19 protein-coding genes and 1 pseudogene are annotated in these 19965 nt (G+C 60.9%); 7 read left to right on the forward strand and 13 right to left on the reverse strand.

Going from position 1 to position 19965, the window contains the following annotated elements:
- Positions 1 to 88: 88 nt before the first annotated feature.
- Positions 89 to 451 (reverse strand): annotated as a pseudogene (locus CE636_RS05505) (VasL domain-containing protein); the annotation flags it as partial.
- 297 nt (positions 452 to 748) lie between these two features.
- On the opposite strand from CE636_RS05505, the gene CE636_RS05510 reads away from it, so the two are divergent.
- Positions 749 to 1078: a gamma-glutamylcyclotransferase family protein gene (locus CE636_RS05510; RefSeq protein WP_004203231.1), complete on the forward strand. Its 330-nt coding sequence runs from the start codon at positions 749 to 751 to the stop codon at positions 1076 to 1078.
- A gap of 115 nt (positions 1079 to 1193) precedes the next feature.
- Positions 1194 to 1733 (forward strand): DUF2058 domain-containing protein, encoded by a 540-nt coding sequence (locus CE636_RS05515; RefSeq protein ID WP_017899854.1) that lies wholly within the window; start codon positions 1194 to 1196, stop codon positions 1731 to 1733.
- A gap of 24 nt (positions 1734 to 1757) precedes the next feature.
- Here CE636_RS05515 and CE636_RS05520 read toward each other — a convergent pair whose 3' ends face one another.
- Entirely contained in the window at positions 1758 to 2456 is a 699-nt protein-coding gene (locus CE636_RS05520) for an RluA family pseudouridine synthase (RefSeq protein ID WP_017899855.1), read from the reverse strand.
- A 191-nt stretch (positions 2457 to 2647) separates the two neighbouring features.
- On the opposite strand from CE636_RS05520, the gene CE636_RS05525 reads away from it, so the two are divergent.
- The gene (locus CE636_RS05525; RefSeq protein WP_004203243.1) at positions 2648 to 3130 is read left to right on the forward strand and encodes a cold-shock protein; all 483 of its coding nucleotides are present in this window, start codon (positions 2648 to 2650) and stop codon (positions 3128 to 3130) included.
- A 114-nt stretch (positions 3131 to 3244) separates the two neighbouring features.
- Complete coding sequence (locus CE636_RS05530; protein WP_017899856.1) at positions 3245 to 4144, forward strand: LysR family transcriptional regulator; 900 nt, start codon at positions 3245 to 3247, stop codon at positions 4142 to 4144.
- On the opposite strand, the gene CE636_RS05535 is transcribed toward CE636_RS05530, so the two are convergent.
- The 3 genes from CE636_RS05535 to CE636_RS05545 form a co-directional block, all read right to left on the reverse strand.
- Entirely contained in the window at positions 4119 to 4928 is an 810-nt protein-coding gene (locus CE636_RS05535; RefSeq protein WP_025999205.1) for a substrate-binding domain-containing protein, read from the reverse strand. The two genes, CE636_RS05530 and CE636_RS05535, sit on opposite strands and share 26 nt — an antisense overlap.
- Before the next feature lie 11 nt (positions 4929 to 4939).
- Positions 4940 to 6235: an MFS transporter gene (locus CE636_RS05540; protein WP_023318579.1), complete on the reverse strand. Its 1296-nt coding sequence runs from the start codon at positions 6233 to 6235 to the stop codon at positions 4940 to 4942.
- 326 nt (positions 6236 to 6561) lie between these two features.
- A complete protein-coding gene (locus CE636_RS05545) occupies positions 6562 to 7494 on the reverse strand; it encodes a LysR family transcriptional regulator (RefSeq protein WP_025999206.1) in 933 nt (310 codons plus the stop codon).
- Between the two features lie 99 nt (positions 7495 to 7593).
- Here CE636_RS05545 and CE636_RS05550 point away from each other — a divergent pair, with 99 nt between their 5' ends.
- Positions 7594 to 8070, forward strand: coding sequence for a GNAT family N-acetyltransferase (locus CE636_RS05550; protein WP_017899860.1), 477 nt, complete (start codon positions 7594 to 7596; stop codon positions 8068 to 8070).
- A gap of 49 nt (positions 8071 to 8119) precedes the next feature.
- Here the strand turns inward: CE636_RS05550 and pckA are convergent, their stop codons facing one another.
- Positions 8120 to 9763, reverse strand: a complete 1644-nt coding sequence (gene pckA / locus CE636_RS05555; RefSeq protein WP_004203251.1) for a phosphoenolpyruvate carboxykinase (ATP) — start codon at positions 9761 to 9763, stop codon at positions 8120 to 8122.
- 298 nt (positions 9764 to 10061) lie between these two features.
- Here pckA and CE636_RS05560 point away from each other — a divergent pair, with 298 nt between their 5' ends.
- Positions 10062 to 10955 carry a LysR substrate-binding domain-containing protein gene (locus CE636_RS05560; RefSeq protein ID WP_004203253.1) on the forward strand — a complete coding sequence of 298 codons (894 nt, stop codon included), beginning with the start codon at positions 10062 to 10064 and terminating at the stop codon, positions 10953 to 10955.
- Between the two features lie 5 nt (positions 10956 to 10960).
- Here the strand turns inward: CE636_RS05560 and CE636_RS05565 are convergent, their stop codons facing one another.
- The 5 genes from CE636_RS05565 to CE636_RS05585 all read right to left on the reverse strand — a co-directional run bounded on the left by CE636_RS05565 (position 10961) and on the right by CE636_RS05585 (position 15927).
- The gene (locus tag CE636_RS05565; protein WP_017899861.1) at positions 10961 to 11680 is read right to left on the reverse strand and encodes an ABC transporter ATP-binding protein; all 720 of its coding nucleotides are present in this window, start codon (positions 11678 to 11680) and stop codon (positions 10961 to 10963) included.
- On the reverse strand, positions 11677 to 12552 hold the full coding sequence (locus CE636_RS05570; protein WP_004203255.1) for an ABC transporter ATP-binding protein: 876 nt from the start codon (positions 12550 to 12552) through the stop codon (positions 11677 to 11679). Before CE636_RS05570 ends, CE636_RS05565 begins: the two co-directional genes overlap by 4 nt.
- Positions 12549 to 13835: a high-affinity branched-chain amino acid ABC transporter permease LivM gene (gene livM / locus CE636_RS05575; RefSeq protein WP_004203256.1), complete on the reverse strand. Its 1287-nt coding sequence runs from the start codon at positions 13833 to 13835 to the stop codon at positions 12549 to 12551. The genes CE636_RS05570 and livM overlap by 4 nt, the downstream gene beginning before the upstream one ends.
- Before the next feature lie 9 nt (positions 13836 to 13844).
- Positions 13845 to 14759, reverse strand: coding sequence for an ABC transporter permease subunit (locus CE636_RS05580; RefSeq protein ID WP_017899862.1), 915 nt, complete (start codon positions 14757 to 14759; stop codon positions 13845 to 13847).
- Positions 14760 to 14868: 109 nt separating this feature from the next.
- Positions 14869 to 15927: a branched-chain amino acid ABC transporter substrate-binding protein gene (locus CE636_RS05585; protein WP_025999207.1), complete on the reverse strand. Its 1059-nt coding sequence runs from the start codon at positions 15925 to 15927 to the stop codon at positions 14869 to 14871.
- 289 nt (positions 15928 to 16216) lie between these two features.
- Between CE636_RS05585 and CE636_RS28565 the strand changes: the two genes are divergently transcribed.
- Positions 16217 to 16363: a hypothetical protein gene (locus tag CE636_RS28565; RefSeq protein WP_032425919.1), complete on the forward strand. Its 147-nt coding sequence runs from the start codon at positions 16217 to 16219 to the stop codon at positions 16361 to 16363.
- A 51-nt stretch (positions 16364 to 16414) separates the two neighbouring features.
- On the opposite strand, the gene pflB is transcribed toward CE636_RS28565, so the two are convergent.
- A complete protein-coding gene (pflB, locus tag CE636_RS05590) occupies positions 16415 to 18709 on the reverse strand; it encodes a formate C-acetyltransferase (RefSeq protein WP_017899864.1) in 2295 nt (764 codons plus the stop codon).
- A 29-nt stretch (positions 18710 to 18738) separates the two neighbouring features.
- A complete protein-coding gene (gene tdcD / locus CE636_RS05595) occupies positions 18739 to 19947 on the reverse strand; it encodes a propionate kinase (protein WP_017899865.1) in 1209 nt (402 codons plus the stop codon).
- Positions 19948 to 19965: the final 18 nt, after the last annotated feature.

The following is a 19965-nucleotide window of genomic DNA, read 5'->3' on the forward strand; positions in this document are numbered from 1 at the left end:
AAACGGTATATTTAAATCATTTTCAGACTACGAAGGGCGTTCGGTTCTTGCAATCATGATGTAAAGAAAATGTTGCCATGCGCACATTTTATTTCACCGCCTCACTCATCGAGGGCTCACCGGTTTCGGGGAGCGCAGCGGGCGGCGACGCCGGCTGATTTCGCTTCAGCAGTGCATACTCCACGATCGGCTGTTGCAGATGCAGTTCGGCGAGGCTGCCGCGGGCGGCAGGCCAGGGTTGACCCGCGGGGAGCGCGGCCAGCTCGCGCAGCTGCTCCTCCAGCGGAACGGCACGGTTAAGCGACTGCATGATGGCAAACACCGCCGTTTTCAGTTCGCTCACCGTCAGGTACTTCCCCTTCTGCTCGTCGAGGGCATTGAGCTGACCGGCGAGCCGTTGCAGCTGCCGCATGCCCTCCGCCCAGCCGGTGAGGTGTTCCGCGGGCAAGCTGCTCGGCATACGGCCAGTTAATATTCGGCCGCGCCGGGTGGTTGAGCTTGTTCATTTCTGCACGCAGCGCAATAAAATCGGCCAGCGTGCGCGGGTCGCCACCGGTTTAATAGCGGAGGTCTGTATGTGTTGTCATCATGATGTCTGTCAGCGCGAGGATTAGCGGGCGGAGCGAGCGTCAAGGTACTGCTGGCGGTTGAGGTGGCGGATCAACACCCGGCCATTGCCAGGCGCTACATTACCCCGTATTTTGGGTTTCCGCTGTGGGCGGATGAAGTCACGATCGCGAGAGGAACAATGAAACCGTTATTTGTCTATGGGACGCTCTGTCCCGGTCGCAGCAATGCGCATATTCTGGAGACGATCGGGGGCGAGTGGCGTCCGGGCTACGTCACTGGCACCTTTTACGCGCGCGGCTGGGGCGCTGCCGCTGATTTTCCGGGGATCGTCCTCGACGCCAACGGCCCGCGGGTCAACGGCTATCTGTTCCTGTCCGACCGGCTGGCGGCGCACTGGCCCATGCTGGACGAGTTTGAGGAGGGGTACGATCGGGTGTCGGTTGAGGTGACCACCGACGATGGACAGCAGGTCAGCGCCTGGATTTATCAGCTCCAGCCCCGGGAGTAATCCCCCGCCAGTCTCGCGCTACTAGCCACAGCGGCCCAGCACGTCCGCGGGTCTGGCGTCGTTTCCGCCAATGCAGGTATACTTGCCAGATGTTTCCTAAGCTTCAGATACGCAAATGACAAAACTTACCTTACAAGAGCAGATGCTCAAAGCCGGCCTGGTCAGCAGCAAAAAAATGGCCAAAGTCCAGAGAACGGCGAAAAAATCCCGCGTGCAGGCCCGTGAGGCCCGGGAAGCGGTGGAAGAGAATAAAAAAGCCCAGCTGGAGCGCGATAAACTGCTCAGCGAGCAGCAAAAGCAGGCGGTGCTGGCGAAAGAGTATAAAGCCCAGGTCAAGCAGCTGATTGAGATGAACCGCATTACGGTCGCCCGGGGCGATATCGGCTTTAACTTTACCGATAATAATCTGATCAAAAAAATCATGGTCGACAAGACCACCCAAACCCAGCTGATTAACGGCCGTCTGGCGATTGCCCGCCTGGCGGTGGATAACAAACCTGAAGGGGAGTATGCGATTATTCCGGCGGTCGTGGCAGAGAAAATTGCCCAGCGCGATGCCAGCAGCATCGTGTTGCACAGCGCCCTGAGTCAGGATGAACAGGATGAAGACGATCCGTACGCCGACTTTAAGGTGCCCGACGACCTGATGTGGTGATCGCGGGCTTCCGGCGGCAGGCGATCAGAACGAGCTTGCCTGCTGGATATGCATCGGCTCGCGGCTGACGGGATGGACAAAGCGCAGCTCGCTGGCGTGCAGCATCAGCCGCGGAGCCTGTTCCGTGCCCGGCAATTCCCGGCCGCCATACAGATCGCAGCCAAGGATCGGATAGCCCAGCAGCTGACAGTGGATCCGCAGCTGATGGGTGCGCCCGGTCTCCGGGGTAAGCGCCACCCTCGTCAGCGCCAGCGCCCTCTCCCCTTCCCGCGTCTGGTACAGGCGGTCAATGACCCGGTAGCGCGAACGCGCCGGTTTGCCGTGCCGGACACTGATCGACATGCGCGGGAAACGGGCCGGGTCTTTGGCGATCGCCGCCTCCACGCCCCCCTCGTCTTCCGGCAGATGGCCGCACAGCAGCGCCGTATAGACCTTACCCACCGTGCGCTGGCTGAACTGTTGGCACAGCGCAGCGTTAATCCCCTTGTTGCGGGCGACCACCATCAGACCGGAAGTGCCGAAGTCAAGGCGGTGTACCAGGGTACAGCCCGGAAAGCGCTGGACCAGTCGATGATGGACAGAGTCGAGGTTGCGCGGATCTTTGCCTGACAGGCTCAGCAGCCCGGCCGGTTTATTGATTAGCAGCAGGTGTTCATCCTGATACAAGAGGGTGATCTGGTCGCGGCACGGCGGCGCGACAAAGGTATCGATAATGGTGGACATCAGGCGGCCCGAAGAAGGAGTGGCCGGCGATAGTACCCCATTTTGTCCGCCGGTACGACGCTGGCGCACGATCCGCCCTCGCGGCGGTGTCATTTATCACCCACACTTATCGTAAAGGCATGGTCTGCGCAGGCAATGTGCTTTACACTGCGCGCTGCAAAATTTGAGTTAACCAACGAGTAAGAACGGTAATGGCGATGAACGGAACAATCACAACGTGGTTTAAAGATAAAGGTTTTGGATTTATCAAAGATGAAAACGGCGAAAACCGGTATTTTCATGTGATTAAGGTCGCCAATCCCGATCTCATCAAGAAAGACGCGGCGGTGACTTTCGAACCAACCACCAACAATAAAGGGCTGTCGGCCTACGCGGTCAAGGTCATTCCGGAGAGCAAATATATCTATATCGCCGGCGAGCGGCTGAAGCTGACCTCCATCAAGTCCTATGTGGTTTACCGGGAAGAAGAGCCGGTCGAGACCCGCGTGGATAAAGAAAACGCGGTGCTGTCGGTCGGGCTGCTGATGAACAGCATCCGGCCAAAATCCACGGTGCAGCCGGGAGAGATGCGCTCGGTGAAAAAGCTGGCGATCACCACCTTTCAGGGGACAACCCTGATCTTCTCGGAAGACGAAATCGATATCGATGCCACGGTAAAACTGCTCAAGGTTTGACGACCCGGCGTGCGGTCAGCCGCGCGCCCAGTCACCTGCCGAGCCGATTTTCGTCGCCATCGCCCCTCACCGGACGGGGCGAGGCGTCAGACAGCCGATAAGGATGCCGCCGCCATGCCCGTAAATTTTGACTTCAACGATCTCTATGCCTTTCGCGCCCTGATGGAGTATGGCAGCTTTCGGCTGGCCGCAGAATCCATTTGCCTGTCGCAGTCGGCCCTCAGCCGGCGCATCGAAAAGCTGGAGACCGCCTTGGGCAACCGGCTGTTCGAGCGCACCACCCGCCGCGTGACCCTTACGCTGTATGGACAGAATTTTGCCGAACGTTCAGAGCAGCTGCTGGCCCACGTCGAGACGGTGCTGGCGGATATCAGCCAGGTCAGCAAGGCGCGCACCGGGCTGGTGACGGTGGCGACGGTACCCTCTGCCGCCTACTACTTCATGCCGGACATCATCCGCAGCTTTCAGGCGCGTTATCCCCAGGTGCGTATCCGGCTGATTGACAGCAGCGTCGGGAATGTGATCGAGGCGGTCAGCAGCGGACAGGCTGACTTTGGGCTCTGCTTTGCCAAAAACCTGCCGGCCAGCATCGAATTCACTCCGCTGGCCGACGACCGCTATGTCGCCGCCTGTCGGCATGACCATCCGCTGGCAGGCAGGACGCACCTCAGCTGGCAGGCATATTTTGAACAGGATTATATTGGCCTCGATCGGGTCTCCGGCAACCGGACGCTGCTCGACCGGGAGCTGGCGCATCTGACGCCGGCGCGGCCAAGCATTTGCGAAACCCGCCACGTCACCACGATGCTGGGGATGGTGGAAGCGGGCATCGGCATTGCCGCCGTGCCCGCGATGTCAATGCCCGCTGGGGAGCATTCCGTTCTCCGCGCCGTGCCGCTCACCGACCCGGTGGTCACCCGCACGGTAGGCCTGATCCGCCTCAGCGGCCGTATTCAGTCCTACGTAGCGGCAGAGCTGGAGAAGCTGATTATTGAACAGTATCCTTCTGGCTGACCGGCGCAGCGGCGGCCACGCTTCGCATACCGGTGGCGTGGATGGTCTCCTGCGCCGCCGGTGAGGCCAGATAGGTCAGCAGCGCCTTTCCTTCCTGCGGGTGGTCGGCGCTGACGGTCACCGCCCCGGCAAAGCGGGTGATGTACTGCAGGTTATCCGGCAGTTCGCCGACGAAGGTTACGCCGGGCACCGGCAGCAGTTCGCTCACCTGCTGAAAACCGATCGCATAACGTCCCTTCGCCACTTCCGAGGCCACCGGAATACGCTCCACCATCTGCGCTTTGCTCTGCATCGCCTCATCAATGCCCAGGCGGTGGAACAGCGTCGAGCTGACATAGCGTCCGCTGGCGCTGTCGGAGTACGCGACCGACGGGGCAGCCAGCAGCGCCGCCCGCAGCTGGTCTGCGCTGCGGATGGCCGGCAGCGGCGCTCCCGCTTTCACCACCACGCCGATGGGCGAGTCGGCCAGCTCCCGGCGCGAATCCGGCTGCGTTCGGCCCGCTTTCTCGAGGCTGGTCAGCGCGTCGCCGACCATAATCACCACGTCCGCGTGTTCGCCCCGCGCCAGGCGGTTAGGGATCGCCTGCGGCGTTTTCCCCATTGACGGGCCGGGGATCACCACGAGATGGTTGCCAGTTTGTTTTTCCCACGCCGGGGCCAGCTTTTCCAGCGCCGCTTTGAAGCCGCCGGAGATCATCACGGTGACCTCAGCGGACAGCGCGCTGCCGCCGGTGGCGGCCAGCAGCAGCGTGGCCAGCAGGGTTCCTGTCGTTTTACGCATCATCCTCTCCCTGATTAACGTGCCGTCTGCAGCGCGACGGCGCTGCGGCGATAGAGGTAGCAGGTGGCCAGCAGACCGCAGACGGCGGCAAAGCTCATCCAGTAGCCAGGGGAGGCTTTATCACCGGTATATTCGATCAGCGCCGTGGAGATCACCGGCGTGAAGCCGCCAAACACCGCGGTCGCCAGGCTATAGGCCAGCGAGAAGCCTGCCACGCGCACTTCGGCGGGCATAATTTCGGTCAGCGCCGGGATCATCGCCCCGTTGTACATGCCGTAGATAAACGACAGCCACAGCAGCACGCTCAGCATCATCAAAAAGCTCGGCGCGTTCGCCAGCATGGTCAGCGCAGGCCAGGCAGTAGCCAGCGCCAGCAGCGTCATGGCAATCAGCACCGGCCGGCGGCCAAAGCGGTCGGACAGCGCCCCGCCCACCGGCAGCCAGAAGAAGTTGGAAATCGCCACCAGCAGCGTGACCAGCAGGCTGTCAGAGGCGCTGAGCATCAGCACTTTTTTGCCAAAGGTCGGCGCATAGACGGTGATCAGGTAGAACGCGGTGGTGGTCATCGCCACCATCATCATCCCCGCGATGACCACCTGCCAGTTCGCCAGCAGGGTGGCGAACACCTGCCGCATCGCCAGGTGATGGCGGCGGGCAGTAAACTCCTGGGTCTCCTCCAGCTTACGGCGCAGCACAAAAATGAACGGCACGATCAGGCAGCCGAAAAGGAACGGAATACGCCATCCCCAGTCGCTGATGGCGCTCTGCTCCAGCACGGCGTTGAGGGCAAAGCCCATCGCGGCCGCCACCATGATGGCGACCTGCTGGCTGCCCGACTGCCAGCTGGTGTAAAACCCTTTGCGGCCCGGGGTGGCGATCTCGGCCAGATAGACGGATACCCCGCCCAGTTCAGCGCCGGCGGAGAAGCCCTGCAGCAGACGGCCGATCAGCACCAGCAACGGCGCCCACAGGCCAATGGTCTGGTAAGAGGGGATCAGCACGATCAGGAAGGTGCCGGTGGCCATGATCGACAGGGTCACAATCAGCCCTTTGCGCCGCCCAACCTTGTCGATATAGGCGCCAAGCACGATGGCGCCGATGGGCCGCATCAGAAAGCCGGCGCCAAAGACCGCAAAGGTCATCATCAGCGAGGCGAATTCACTGCTCGCCGGAAAAAAGGTATGTGCGATGTAGGTGGCATAAAACCCGAACAGGAAAAAGTCGAACTGTTCGAGAAAGTTACCGGACGTGACGCGCAAAATGGCGCCGAGCCGGTCACGGGTGCTCATCAGTGAGGTTGTCGAATGCATGCAGGTCTCCAGTTTGTTATCCACGCGTTGTCGCGCGCCTGTTGCTGAAGACTGAAACAGAACCCGGTATGAAATAAGCGTAATAAACGCATCCATTGATGCAATTTACGCATAAATAACATTTAGCTAATTAACATTACTTTTATATACAATCATTTAACACCTTCTGTACCCTCAGCATCGGTGGTGGAGATGAAAATGTGAGTTTTCCGTTTTGTGACCGAGGCCAGGGTACGCGGTTGCGCCCCCGACGGTATAAGACATGCCCGGTCCGGGACGGTTAACGCGATGCGCAGCGGCGATAGGTTAATAACCTGGATGTGGCCTCAGGGCGCCGGCGCCGCGGCGACGTTCCCCAGCGTCTGCAACAGGGAGATCAGCCAGCGGGTGGCCTCGCGTTTCCCACTGCGTTTATGGGCGTAAATCTTGACGTCAAACGGGGGAACCGGAAACGGCAGCGGGAAAATGGTCAGCCGGGCGGCGCGGGCCATCGTCTCCGCCGCCCGCCGGGGCAGCGCCATCAGCAGATCGCTCTGCTCAATAATAAAGGGGGCGCTCAGCATCGAGGGCGTTTTCACCGCCACCTGCCGCGAATAGCCCTGCCGCTCCAGCTCGCAGTCCAGCACCCCCTGCCGCTCATTCCACGGGGTTACCACCAGATGACGGGCCGCAAGATAGGCGTCCAGGGTCAGCGCCGTGCGGTCAGCCTGACTGATGACCACATATTCGTCCCGCAGCCAGTTGATCTCCTCAAGATCGGGATGGGCTGGCTCGTCAGGGGTGTTGAACCCGAGAGCTAGGTCGACCTCGCCCGCCAGCAGCTCGGTCAGCGCCGGGCTATGGGGCAGATAACGAAGCTCAAACCGCAGCCCGGGCGCCTCCCGCTGCAGGCGGTGCATCAGCGTCGGAAAGACGCAGAATGCGGTGAAATCGGTGATCGCAATCTGCATGCAGTCGGTGCTGGCGCTCGGCACAAACGCCGCCGGCGGCGTCAGCTCCTGATTGAGAAATTTCAGCGCCGAAGCGATAGAGGGCGCCAGCTGGCTGGCATAGACGCTGGGACACATCCGGTGGCCTTCGCGATAGAACAGCGGGTCGTTGAGGGCGCTGCGCAGCCGGGAGAGCGCATGGCTCAGCGCCGAGGTGCTCATCGCCAGCTCTTCCGCCGCCAGGCGCACCGAGCGGGAGCGATAGACCGCGTCAAAGACCGGCAGCAGGTTGAGGTCAATCCGGCGCAGGACTGGATGCATAATATTCATCATTTGCTGATTTCATTGCACTTAATTCTTTTCACAATACCGCTTATGCTCTGGGTCAGCAATGTTGCTTTCCTTGATACCATTCAGACAGGACGACCCATGAGCATCACGATCCGCCAGGCCACCCCGGACGACGCCACCGCCATTTACGACATGATTTATGAACTCGCGGTCTACGAGAAAGCCCCCGAAGAGGTGGTGACGACGGCAGAGGAGATCAAAGAGACGCTGTTTGCCAGCAGCAGCAAAACTGAGGCGCTGATCTGCGAAGTGGCGGGCAAAGCGGTGGGCTACGCCGTGTTCTTCACCAGCTACTCCACCTGGCTTGGCCGCAATGGCATCTATATGGAAGATCTGTACGTGACCCCCGACTATCGCGGGATCGGCGCCGGAAAAGCGCTACTGAAAACCATCGCGCAATATGCTGTACAGCGTCAGTGCGGGCGTCTGGAGTGGAGCGTGCTCGACTGGAACCAGCCGGCGATTGATTTCTATCTGAGCATTGGCGCGCAGCCGCAGGATGAGTGGGTGCGTTATCGCCTCACGGGCGATGCGCTGCGGGCCTTTGCGGAGTAAAGCGGCTCGCCAACAGGTCGGCGCCAGGCGTCGACCTGCTGGCCGCGGATCAGGCTTCGACCGCGCTATTCTGCAGCTGCGGACCGGCCAGCGCCAGACGCGCGCCCGCTTCGGTATCGCTGTACTGCTTAAAGTTATCCATAAACAGCTGAGCCAGACTCTCCGCCTTCTCCTGCCACTTATCCGCTGAGCTCCAGCCATTACGCGGATCCAGCACCGCGCTGTCGACTCCCGGAATGCTCTGCGGGATCGCAAGATTGAATACCGGGATTGCCTCATCGCGCAGCGGGCCGGTGGTACCGTTGAGGATTGCGCTAATGATGCTGCGGGTATCGCGCAGCGACAGGCGTTTGCCCTCGCCGTTCCAGCCGGTGTTGACCAGCCAGGCTTCCGCACCGGATTCCGCCATCTTCGCCGCCAGGACACTGGCGTACTGGGTCGGGTGAAGCAGCAGGAACGCCGCGCCGTAGCAGGCGGAGAAGGTCGGCGTCGGCTGGGTAATGCCACGCTCGGTGCCCGCCAGCTTCGAGGTGAAGCCCGACAGGAAATGGTACTGCATCTGCTCGGTGGTCAGACGGGAGACCGGCGGCAGGACGCCAAACGCGTCAGCGGCAAGGAAAATGACCTTCGACGGATGGCCTGCGCGGGACACCGGCTTGACGATATTGTCGATATGCGACAGCGGATAGGAGACGCGGGTATTCTCGGTTTTGCTGCCGTCGGCATAATCCACGCTGCCGTCGGCGCGCACCACCACGTTTTCCAGCAGCGCATTGCGGCGGATGGCGCCATAAATCTCCGGCTCCGCCTGCGGGTCGAGATTAATGGTCTTGGCGTAGCAGCCGCCTTCGAAGTTAAATACCCCGTCATCGTCCCAGCCGTGCTCGTCATCGCCAATCAGCTGACGATGCGGGTCGGTGGACAGCGTGGTTTTGCCGGTACCGGAGAGGCCGAAGAACAGCGCGACGTCCCCTGCTTCGCCACGGTTGGCCGAGCAGTGCATCGACGCGATGCCTTTCTGCGGCAGCAGGTAGTTCATGACCGAGAACAGCCCTTTTTTCATTTCGCCGCCGTACCAGGTGCCGCCGATGAGCTGAATACGCTCGCTCAGGTTAAAGGCGACGAAGTTCTCGGAGTTCATGCCCTGCGCCTGCCAGTTGGCATTGGTGCAGCCGGCGCCGTTGAGCACCACGAAGTCTGGCGTAAAGCTGGCCAGCTCGTCGGCGCTCGGCACGATAAACATGTTTTTGACAAAGTGGGCCTGCCACGCCACCTCGGTAACGAAGCGCACGCCAAGGCGGGTGTCCGGGCTGGCGCCGCACCAGGCGTCGATGATGTACAGTTTTTTGCCGCTCAGCTGGCCTGCGACCAGGCTTTTCAGGCTGCGCCACACGTCTGGCGATAATGGCTTATTGTCATTGCGGCCGAGGCCGGAGTCAGCCCACCATACGGTGTCGCGAGTCTGCTCGTCTCTGACGATATATTTATCGCGCGGCGAGCGGCCGGTGAAGATACCGGTATCCACTGCCACAGCGCCAGAGTCGGTCATCACGCCGCGGGCCGCGCCGGTCAGCTCAGGGGAGGTTTCATGTGCAATAAGCAAATCGTAATCAGGGTTGTAAAACAATTCGCCGCTTGCATTAATCCCCAGCTCCTGCAGAGCCATTTTTACTGATTCAATTTGTTGTGACATGGAACTCCTGACAAACTATTTAAGGTAAGAGGCCTGGGTTATTCATTGCTTTCGTCTTCGTCGCCCGCTATTGAATAAGATAATTCCGGGGCAATGAAATAAAGCAATAAATAACCGTGAGTCGCGATTTCATATCGTGCTCATGTATATCGTGCTCATGTAGGGTCGCCGATACGCATTCATAAATCTCAACTTTCCAAAAAATGTTAACACCTGTCGATAATTATGTTAATTGCATAGTTTCTATGCGCTATGCTAAAATTGCATAGCCTTTATTGCGTTTTTGAGGACTGGATCGGTGTTGGCAAATCTGGAAGTTAAATGGCTGTATGATGTGATTGCTCTCGAGGAGTCACGCAGCTTTACCCTGGCGGCCAAAGCCCGCAATATTTCCCAGTCCTCGTTCAGCCGACGCATCCAGTCGCTGGAGGCTTCCCTCGGATTCAGCATCTTCGACCGCAGCGCCAACCCCCTGCAGTTGACCAACCGCGGGAAAATTTTTGTCGGCTATGCGCGAAATATGCTCGACGATATGGATTTTCAGATCAGCCGTATTAAAGGTTTAAATAACACCACGCAAAAAATAAGAATCGACGCCGCCCCTTCGCTGTCGGTGTTATTGCTGCCGGAAATTATCGCCGGTTACACCGACCGTAAAAATAAGACTTTTCATGTTGAATCGATTAACGTCAACGACGCCGTATTTAACCTGAAAGAAGGTAAAAGCGATTTTATCCTCTCCTTCTATAATGAAGAATTAATGAACTATCCGTTTATTAATCATAAAATTTTTGATTCTTACCTACACCTGGTCTCCCCCTGCGACGAACATGGCCGGCCGCTGTTTCATTTACATCGCGGCGTGCTGCCGCTGATGAAATACGCCAACGACAGCTATATGGGGCGCCAGGTGAACCAGGTGATCGACCGCACGCCGGAGATCACCTTCTCCCTCACCTTTGTCTCTTCCATGAGCGAGCTGCTCAAGCGCATGATCCTCAATGGCGACGGCGTGGGCTGGCTGCCGCAGTACTCTATTCAGCGCGAGCTGGACGAAGGCCGACTGACGATCCTCGATGAGAGCCTGTCGCTGCCGATCGGCGCCTGGCTCTACCGCTCCGGCTCGCGGCTTAACCAGGCCGCCGAACGTTTCTGGCAGCACATTAAAACCCGTAACGAAGCGCAGGATTAACTCTCTCAGCCGCTGATCCCCAGATACGCCTTACGCACCTCCGGGTCGTTGAGCAGCGCCTGGCCGCTACCGCTCAGGCGGATTTGACCGTTCACCATCACATAGGCGCGGTCCGACAGGTTGAGGGCATGGCGGGCGTTCTGCTCCACCAGAAACAGCGTCATTCCCTGGGCCGTCAGCTCGAGCAGGATCTGAAATATCTGCTTCACCACCAGCGGCGCCAGACCCAGGCTCGGCTCATCCAGCAGCAGCAGGCGCGGCCGGCTCATCAGCGCCCTGGCGATGGCCAGCATCTGCTGCTCGCCGCCGGAGAGGGTCATCGCCCGTTGTCCCCGCCGCTCTTCCAGCCGGGGGAACAGCTGGTACATCCGGGCCTTGTCCTCGGCCTGATAGCGGTTGCCGATGGCAATGGTCCCCATCAGCAGATTCTCCTCGACGGTCATATCGGGAAAAATGCGCCGCCCTTCCGGGGCCTGGGCAATGCCGTTGCTGGCGATAAAGTGAGTCGATTTCCGGCTGATCGCCTCCCCGCGATAGAAAATCTCCCCGCCGGCAATGCGCGGCTGGCCGAAGACCGACATCAGCAGCGTTGATTTACCGGCGCCGTTGGCGCCGATCAGCGCCACCGTCTCCCCCTCGTTGACGGTGAGGGAGACCTGCTTCAGGGCGTGGATCGGCCCGTAGAAGACATCCACCTCATCAAAGGCAAGCAGTGGCTGGCTCATCGGCGGGTCTCCTCTTCCTCAGCGCCAAGATAGGCGGCAATCACGCTGGCGTTGGCCTGGATCGCCTGCGGCGCGCCGCGGGCGATGACATCCCCGTGGTCGAGGACGATGATATGATCCGAAATCTCCATCACCATCCCCATATCATGTTCGATCAGTAGCACCGTGATGCCGTGCTGCTGGCGCAGAAAGCGGATAATCCGGCTCAGCGCCTGGGTTTCCACCGGGTTGAGTCCGGCCGCCGGCTCGTCCAGACAGATCATCTCCGGGCGGGTGCACATGGCGCGGGCGATCTCCAACCGCCGCTGCTGTCCGTAGGAAAGCGTTCCCGCCAGACGGTTGGCGCAGTCCACCATATCCACCACCTCCAGCCAGTAAAAAGCGCGATCCAGCGCCTGACTCTCCGCCTGCCGATAGCCGCGGGTATTGAGGATCCCGGCCAGCAGATGGCGGTTAACCTGGGTATGCTGGGCCACCAGCAGGTTCTCAATCACCGACATCTCGCGGAACAGGCGAATATTCTGGAAGGTACGCGCCAGGCCGGCGCGGTTCACCAGATGGGTGCCGCCGAACATCTTGTAATAGATCCGCCGCCCCAGCTGCGCCGGGTGGAGAAAATCGTCCGGGTGAAGCTTTTGCCCCAGCACCTGAATGACATCGGTGACCTTTTCCCGCGCCCGCAGCACGATGCTCCCCCCCGTCGCCCGATAAAAGCCGGTCAGGCAGTTAAATACCGTGGTTTTGCCCGCGCCGTTGGGGCCGATCAGGGCGGTGATCGACCCCCGCTCCACCTCCAGATTGACGTCATTCAGCGCTTTGATGCCGCCGAAATGCATCATCAGATGCTCAACGCGTAAGATGCTGTCGGTCATGGCGCGACTCCTTTTCGCCATGCTACCCCGCTGCGGCTGGTGCGCACCAGGCCGCGCGGCCGCCAGATCATCATCATCACCATCAGTACGCCAAACAGCAGCACGCGATATTCGTCAAACCCGCGCAGCAGCTCCGGGGTGACCGTCAGGACAAACGCCGCCAGCACCACCCCCAGGGTGGAGCCCATTCCTCCCAGCACCACAATCGCCAGGATCAGCGCCGACTCAAAAAAGGTGAACGACGTCGGGTTAACAAATCCCTGATAGCTGGCGAAGAACACCCCGGCGATGCCGGCGGTCGACGCGCCGAGCATAAACGCCGAGAGCTTGACCAGCACGTGGTTGAGCCCCATCGCCCGACAGGCGATCTCATCCTCGCGCAGCGCCTCCCAGGCGCGGCCGATGGGCATCCGCGTCAGGCGATGCTTCACCAGCAGCACCAGCATCACCACCAGGCACAGCACGGCGTAGAGAAAGATGAATTTCAGGTTGGGGTTGTAACTGACGTGGAAGAACTCATGGACGGGGATGCCGCCATCCTTAGCCCGACGGGTAAATTCGAGGCCAAACAGCGTAGGGGACGGCACCGGTACGCCGTTAGGGCCGCCGGTAAAGCTCACCCAGTTGTTGAGCACCAGGCGGATAATTTCGCCAAAGCCGAGGGTGACGATAGCCAGGTAGTCGCCATGCATGCGCAACACCGGAAAGCCGAGCAATGCCCCGGCGAGGGCCGCCATCACCGCCCCCAGCGGCAGCATCGCCCAGAAGCCGAGCCCGAGGTACTGGTAGCCCAGCGCCAGGCCGTAGGCGCCGATGGCGTAAAACGCCACATAGCCCAGATCGAGCAGCCCCGCGAGGCCCACCACAATATTTAACCCCAGGCCAAGCAGAACGTAGATCAGCCCAAGGATGGCCACGGTCAGCAGATATTTTGTGGCGAGAAACGGAAAGACAATGGCCAGGCCCACCAGCATCGGCATTATCCAGCGCAGCCGCGAGCGGTAGCCCGGCGGCCGGACGTACACCCCGTCATCCGCCCCCTCAAAGCGGGCAATAAAGGCTTTTCCCCTGTGGCTCTGCAGCAGCAGGCTGAGCGCCAGCCTGCCGGCCATCACCACCGCCACCAGGATCGCCACCCGCGCGGGCGCGAGGGTAAAGCCATACCCTTTGAGCACCACACCGACGATCGGGCCAAAGACAATTAATGCGCAAAGACCGGCCAGCACGCTGTCGATCAGCGCGCTTTTGATTTCCCGCGCAGGCTGGCGCGTCAGTTCACCCATAGAGCCCCCTCAGACCTTGGCCACCAGCGGACGACCCAGCAGCCCCTGCGGGCGAAAAATCAGGATCGCCACCAGCAGCGCAAAGGAAAAGACATCTTTGTAATCCGAATTCACCAGCCCGGCGAACTGGGCTTCAGCCACCCCAAGCAGCAGTCCGCCCAGCATCGCGCCCGGCAGCGAGCCAATCCCGCCCAACACCGCGGCGGTGAAGGCTTTGATGCCGATAATAAATCCGATGTAGAAGTCGAAGGTGCCGTAGTTCATGGTCACCAGCACCCCGGCCAGGCCGGCCATCGCCGCGCCGATGACAAACACCAGGGAGATCACCCGGTCGGTATTGATGCCAAGGATCGCCGCCATGCGCCGGTCCTGCTGGGTGGCACGGCAGATGCGCCCCAGCCGGGTGTACTGAATAATCCAGGTCAGGATCAGCATCCCCGCCAGCGCCGCGACGAGAATAAACACCTTGGTCCAGGTGATCTGCACCACCCCATCGCCCACCGTCATGCGCAGCGCGCCGCTGAGCAGCGTCGGGATCCCCTGCTGGTTCGGCCCCTGGCTCAGCTGGACATAGTTCTGCAGGATCAGCGACATCCCGATAGCCGAGATCAGCGGCGCCAGGCGCGTCGAGTTGCGCAGCGGCCGGTAGGCGATGCGCTCGATCGCCCAGCCGTACACGCCGGTGACCACGATGGTGAACACCAGGGTGGCGAAAATCAGCAGCGGAAAGGAGTGGATCCCGAAGAAAGAGAGCAGCGCCAGGCCGATGGCGCACAGGTAGGCGGAGACCATATACACCTCGCCGTGGGCGAAGTTGATCATGCCGATGATCCCATACACCATGGTGTAGCCGATGGCGATTAAGCCGTACACCGCCCCCAGCGTCAACCCATTGATCAGTTGTTGTAGAAAAAACGCCGTCATAGCCCCTCCAGCCGCCAGGCCGACGGCCGCCGGGATGGGTACCCGGTCGACCGCCGTCATGTGACGATTCGCAAGTCAAAAGGACAGAACGTCCTCAGGTCGTGGCCGATCAGAGCTGGTGATATTTGCCCTTGTCATCCCACTGATAGACCACGTAGTCGGACACCTTGAGGTCGCCTTTGCCATCCCAGGCTTTCTTGCCCATCACCGTCTCGACGTCGTGGTTCTTCAGCCAGTCGCTGGCTTTGGCGTTATCGGTGCCGACGGCGTTCCAGGCCGCGGCAATAGCCTGAATGGAGGCGTAGGCGTAGAGGGTATAGCCTTCTGGCTCAAAGCCGCTGGCGCGGAACTTCTCGATCACCGCTTTGCCTTCCGGGAGGGTGCGCGGGTCCTGACCAAAGGTCATCAGCACGCCGTTGGTGAACTGCGGCCCGCCGGCGGCCGTCACCAGCTCCTCGGTGACGATACAGTCGCCGGAGAAGAACTTCGCCTGCACCCCCTGCTCGCGCATCTGGCGCACCAGCGGGCCGGCCTCAGGGTGGCAGCCGCCAAAGTAGACCACGTCCGGCTTGAGGGCGCCGATCTTGGTCACCAGGGCGTTAAAGTCTTTTTCACCGCGGGAGAGGCCTTCGTACAACACTTCTTTGGTGCCCCGCTTCGCCAGCGCTGCGCGGGTGGCATCGGCCAGCCCCTGGCCATAGGTGTCTTTATCATGGATGACGGCAATTTTCTTCGCCTTCAGCACGTCCAGCATATAGTTGGCGGCAATCGCCCCCTGCTGATCGTCGCGACCACACATGCGGAAGAGATCCTTCATGCCGCGCTCGGTGATCTGCGGGTTGGTGGAGCCGGGGGTAATGGTCAGGATCCCGGCTTCGTCATACACCTCGGAGGCCGGCATCGTTGAGGAAGAGCAAAAGTGCCCCACCACGGCGGAGACTTTCGCTTCGTCCACCAGCCGGTTAGCCACCGCTACCGCCTGTTTCGGTTCGCACGCGTCATCCCCCTGCACCAGCACAATTTTTTCGCCTTTGATGCCGCCGGCGGCATTGATATCAGCCACCGCCTGCGAGGCCCCTTTCCAGTACTGGGCGCCGTAGGTAGCGTTGGGGCCGGTGAAGGGCCCGGCGACGCCGATCTTCACGTCAGCCTGGGCGTAAAAGGCCATGCTCATACAACCTGCTATCACAACATGAAGCGTCATTGTTTTCAGTTTCAAAGACATTCGGATATTCCTCAGCGATTTAGAGCCTGGCGTCATGGAATGACGCAGAAAATATCACTTACCGTGTGGTGCCGACGCAGGCGCAGCGCCAGGACGGCCAGGGTGGAAGAAGCAAAAATCCCGCCAGGTAGAGAGGGCGCGCCGGAGAGCGGACGCCCCGGTCGGTGCGCACGCGACGGCAACCCGTGCCGCATCCGGCAAGGGCGCATTCCCTTTCAGGTCAGGAGATTGGTTGCCATCACGTGGCGAGCCGGACAACGCGGTATCCGTACCGGCCCGTGAGCTAAACATAGATGCAGTTAGCGCTCGCTGCGCGCCAGCGTGGTGCAAAAATGCGAATATGATCAACAGTGGTGATTATTTTGTTGCGGTAATGTGAAGATGATAACAGGAGAGCCCGTTAAGGGCTCCCCTGTGGCCCGGCGGCCGCTCAGAGTTGGCTGGTGAACGTTCGGGAGATCACATCCTGCTGCTGCTCGCGGGTCAGCGCGTTAAAGCGGACCGCATAGCCGGAGACCCTGATCGTCAGATTCGGATACTGCTCCGGATGTTCTATCGCATCGAGCAGCTTTTCCCGGTTCAGCACATTGACGTTGAGATGCTGTCCCCCCTCCACCGTCTCCTCGTGATGGAAGTAGCCGTCCAGCAGCCCCACCAGGTTATTTTCCTGCGCCGACGGCGCTTTGCCGAGGGCCGCCGGCACGATGGAGAAGGTGTACGAGATGCCATCTTTGGCGTAGGTAAACGGCAGTTTCGCCACCGAGGTCAGCGACGCCACCGCCCCTTTGCGATCGCGGCCATGCATCGGATTGGCCCCCGGGGCGAACGGCGTCCCCGCCCGACGTCCGTCCGGCGTGTTGCCGGTTTTCTGCCCGTACACCACGTTGGAGGTGATGGTCAGGATCGACTGGGTCGGCACCGCCTGGCGCCAGGTGGGCAGCGCCTGAATTTTGCGCATAAAGCGCTCCACCAGGTCGCAGGCGATGGCATCGACGCGATCGTCGTTGTTGCCATACTGCGGATAATCCCCCTCAATGACAAAGTCCACCGCCAGCCCGTGATGGTCGCGTACCGGCTTCACCCGGGCGTACTTTATTGCCGACAGCGAATCCGCCGCCACCGACAGGCCGGCGATGCCACAGGCCATCGTGCGGTAAACGTCGCGGTCGTGGAGGGCCATCAGCGCCGCCTCGTAGCTGTATTTATCATGCATGCAGTGGATGATGTTCAGCGCGCTGATGTACTGCACCGCCAGCCAGTCCATAAAGTGGTCGAGGCTGGCCATCACGGTGTCGTAGTCCAGCACCTCATCGCGCAGCGGCGCGGTTTTCGGCCCCACCTGGATCTTCAGTTTCTCATCCATCCCGCCGTTAATTGCGTAGAGCAACGTTTTGGCCAAATTGGCGCGGGCGCCGAAGAACTGCATCTGCTTGCCGATGACCATCGGGCTGACGCAGCAGGCGATGGCGTAGTCGTCGCTGTGGAAATCGCTGCGCATCAGATCGTCGTTCTCATACTGTAGCGACGAGGTGGCGATAGAGACCCGGGCGGCGTATTTTTTAAACGCCACCGGCAGCGCCTGCGACCAGAGCACGGTCAGGTTGGGCTCCGGCGCCGGGCCCATGGTGTGCAGGGTATGCAGATAGCGGAAGGTGGTTTTGCTGACCAGGGTGCGACCATCCAGCCCCATGCCGCCCAGCACTTCCGTCGCCCAGATGGGATCCCCGGAGAACAGCGAATCAAATTCCGGGGTGCGCAGGAAACGCACCATGCGGATCTTCATGATGAAGTGGTCAATCAGCTCCTGGGCCTGCTCCTCATTCAGTAAGCCGGCGCGCAGATCGCGTTCAATATAGATGTCGAGGAAGGTGGCCGTGCGCCCCAGCGACATGGCGCCGCCGTTCTGCGACTTCACTGCCGCCAGGTAGGCGAAGTAGAGCCACTGTACCGCCTCACGGGCAGTGCGCGCCGGGTGGGAAATATCGCAGCCGTAGCGGGCCGCCATCTCCTCCATCTGCAGCAGCGCGCGCCGCTGTTCGGCCAGCTCTTCGCGCAGGCGCAGGGTGGCCTCCAGCGCCTCGCCGCGTTCAAGGGCCGGCTGCAGGTCGGCAAACTGCAGCTCACGTTCGCGGACCAGAAAGCGAATGCCGTACAGCGCCACGCGGCGGTAATCGCCGATGATCCGTCCGCGACCGTAGCCGTCCGGCAGCCCGGTCAGCACCCCGGATTTACGGCAGCGCAGCATATCCGGGGAATAGACGTCAAAAACGCCCTGATTGTGGGTCTTGCGCAGCGCCGTAAACTGATACTCAAAGTCAGGATCCATTTCGCGACCATAGGCCTCGAAGGCGCTTTTGATCATATTGATGCCGCCAAAGGGATGCAGAGCGCGCTTCAGCGGCTGGTCCGTTTGCAGGCCGACGATCTTTTCCAGCGGCTGGTTGATATAGCCCGCCGCGTGGGCGGTGATGGAGGTAGCGACATTGGTGTCGAAATCCACCGGCGCATGGGTGGCGTTCTCGACGCGGATCCCGGCCATCACCTGCTCCCAGAGGGCGGTGGTGGCCGGCGTCGCGTCGGCGAGGAAAGACTCATCGCCCTCGTAAGGGGTGTAGTTATGCTGAATAAAGTCGCGAACGTTAATCTGCGTTTGCCACGCCGTACCGCGAAAGCCCTGCCAGGCGTCGGCGTATTGTGCGTCGTGGGTGTCGATATCTACTTTCATGAACATCGTCTCTCTACAGAATAAAAAAATCAGGCCAGCGCCGCCGCGGTGTGGATCCGGCCTAAGCGGATCGCATCGAGGGCAATCATGCGCTCTTCATTGGTGGGGATAACCGCACAGCGCACCCGGCTGCCGTCGGCGGAGATCAGACGCTCGCCGTCCGAATTGGGCTGCTGGTTGCGGGCGGCGTCCATCTCAAGGCCAAAGACCGCCAGCCGCTCGCTTACCAGTCGGCGGATCAGCACCGAGTTTTCGCCAATCCCGCCGGTAAAAATAATGCCGTCGAGACGCTGCAGCGCGGCGGCGTGGCCGGCGATATGGCGGGCGATGCGATGGACGAAGGTTTTGATCGCCAGGCGGGCGCGGGCATGGCCCTCATGCCAGGCCTGCTCCAGCACCCGCAGGTCGGAGGAAAGGCCGGAGATCCCCAGCAGGCCGGAGGCGGTGTTGGCCACCCGCTCCAGGTCACTGAGGGTCTGCCGGGTTTCCGCGGCAATCCACGCCATGGCGCCGAAGTCGACATCGCCGCTGCGGGTGCCCATCATCAGCCCCTCCAGCGGCGTCATCCCCATCGAGGTGTCTACGCTGCGGCCGTTGCGCACTGCGCAGACCGAGGCGCCATTGCCCAGGTGGGCGATCACCAGACCACTCTCCTGCTCCGGCAACCCGAGCAGCGCCAGGGCGCGCCGGGAGACATAGCGGTGCGAGGTGCCGTGGAAGCCATAGCGGCGCACCCCGAGGTTCTGGTAATACTCCCACGGCAGACCATAGAGAAAGGCTTCCGGGGCCAGGGTCTGGTGAAAGCTGGTATCAAAGACCGCCACCTGCATCACCTCCGGGAACAGCCGCTGCGCCGAGGCGATGCCGCTGAGGCTGGCGTAGTTATGCAGGGGGGCCAGGGACGACACCTGGCGAATATTGTCGATAACCTCCTCGCTGATAATGACCGACTCGGTGAAGAGGTCGCCGCCGTGGGCGACGCGGTGGCCAATCAGGGCCACGCTGCCGATGAGGTCGCGTTGGGCTAATGCCCCGGCAATCGCCTGGAGGGCGCCTTCGTAGCCGCGCGGCGCCAGCGCCACCGGTTTGCCGCCGTTAAGCGAGAGAGACGCCTGGTCTGCGTTGATGCCCTCGGCCACGCCGTTGAGCAGGCAGTCGCAGCTGGCGGCGTCCAGCACGGAAAATTTGATCGACGACGAGCCGCAGTTGATCACCAGAACTACCGGAAATTCAGTCATGTTTTACTCCGCGTGGCC

The sequence above is a fragment of the Klebsiella sp. LY genome, assembly GCF_004010915.1.
Classification (GTDB): domain Bacteria; phylum Pseudomonadota; class Gammaproteobacteria; order Enterobacterales; family Enterobacteriaceae; genus Klebsiella; species Klebsiella quasipneumoniae.

Coding starts and splice junctions, on each gene's coding strand:
- CE636_RS05585 (WP_025999207.1), bottom strand. CDS start 15,927: ATGGCCTTTTACGCCCAGGCTGACGTGAAGATCGGCGTCGCCGGGCCC.
- CE636_RS05530 (WP_017899856.1), top strand. CDS start 3,245: ATGCCCGTAAATTTTGACTTCAACGATCTCTATGCCTTTCGCGCCCTG.
- CE636_RS05525 (WP_004203243.1), top strand. CDS start 2,648: ATGGCGATGAACGGAACAATCACAACGTGGTTTAAAGATAAAGGTTTT.
- pflB (WP_017899864.1), bottom strand. CDS start 18,709: ATGAAAGTAGATATCGACACCCACGACGCACAATACGCCGACGCCTGG.
- tdcD (WP_017899865.1), bottom strand. CDS start 19,947: ATGACTGAATTTCCGGTAGTTCTGGTGATCAACTGCGGCTCGTCGTCG.
- livM (WP_004203256.1), bottom strand. CDS start 13,835: ATGGGTGAACTGACGCGCCAGCCTGCGCGGGAAATCAAAAGCGCGCTG.
- CE636_RS05510 (WP_004203231.1), top strand. CDS start 749: ATGAAACCGTTATTTGTCTATGGGACGCTCTGTCCCGGTCGCAGCAAT.
- CE636_RS05565 (WP_017899861.1), bottom strand. CDS start 11,680: ATGAGCCAGCCACTGCTTGCCTTTGATGAGGTGGATGTCTTCTACGGG.
- pckA (WP_004203251.1), bottom strand. CDS start 9,763: ATGTCACAACAAATTGAATCAGTAAAAATGGCTCTGCAGGAGCTGGGG.
- CE636_RS05515 (WP_017899854.1), top strand. CDS start 1,194: ATGACAAAACTTACCTTACAAGAGCAGATGCTCAAAGCCGGCCTGGTC.
- CE636_RS05580 (WP_017899862.1), bottom strand. CDS start 14,759: ATGACGGCGTTTTTTCTACAACAACTGATCAATGGGTTGACGCTGGGG.
- CE636_RS05570 (WP_004203255.1), bottom strand. CDS start 12,552: ATGACCGACAGCATCTTACGCGTTGAGCATCTGATGATGCATTTCGGC.
- CE636_RS05545 (WP_025999206.1), bottom strand. CDS start 7,494: ATGAATATTATGCATCCAGTCCTGCGCCGGATTGACCTCAACCTGCTG.
- CE636_RS05540 (WP_023318579.1), bottom strand. CDS start 6,235: ATGCATTCGACAACCTCACTGATGAGCACCCGTGACCGGCTCGGCGCC.
- CE636_RS05550 (WP_017899860.1), top strand. CDS start 7,594: ATGAGCATCACGATCCGCCAGGCCACCCCGGACGACGCCACCGCCATT.
- CE636_RS05520 (WP_017899855.1), bottom strand. CDS start 2,456: ATGTCCACCATTATCGATACCTTTGTCGCGCCGCCGTGCCGCGACCAG.
- CE636_RS05535 (WP_025999205.1), bottom strand. CDS start 4,928: ATGATGCGTAAAACGACAGGAACCCTGCTGGCCACGCTGCTGCTGGCC.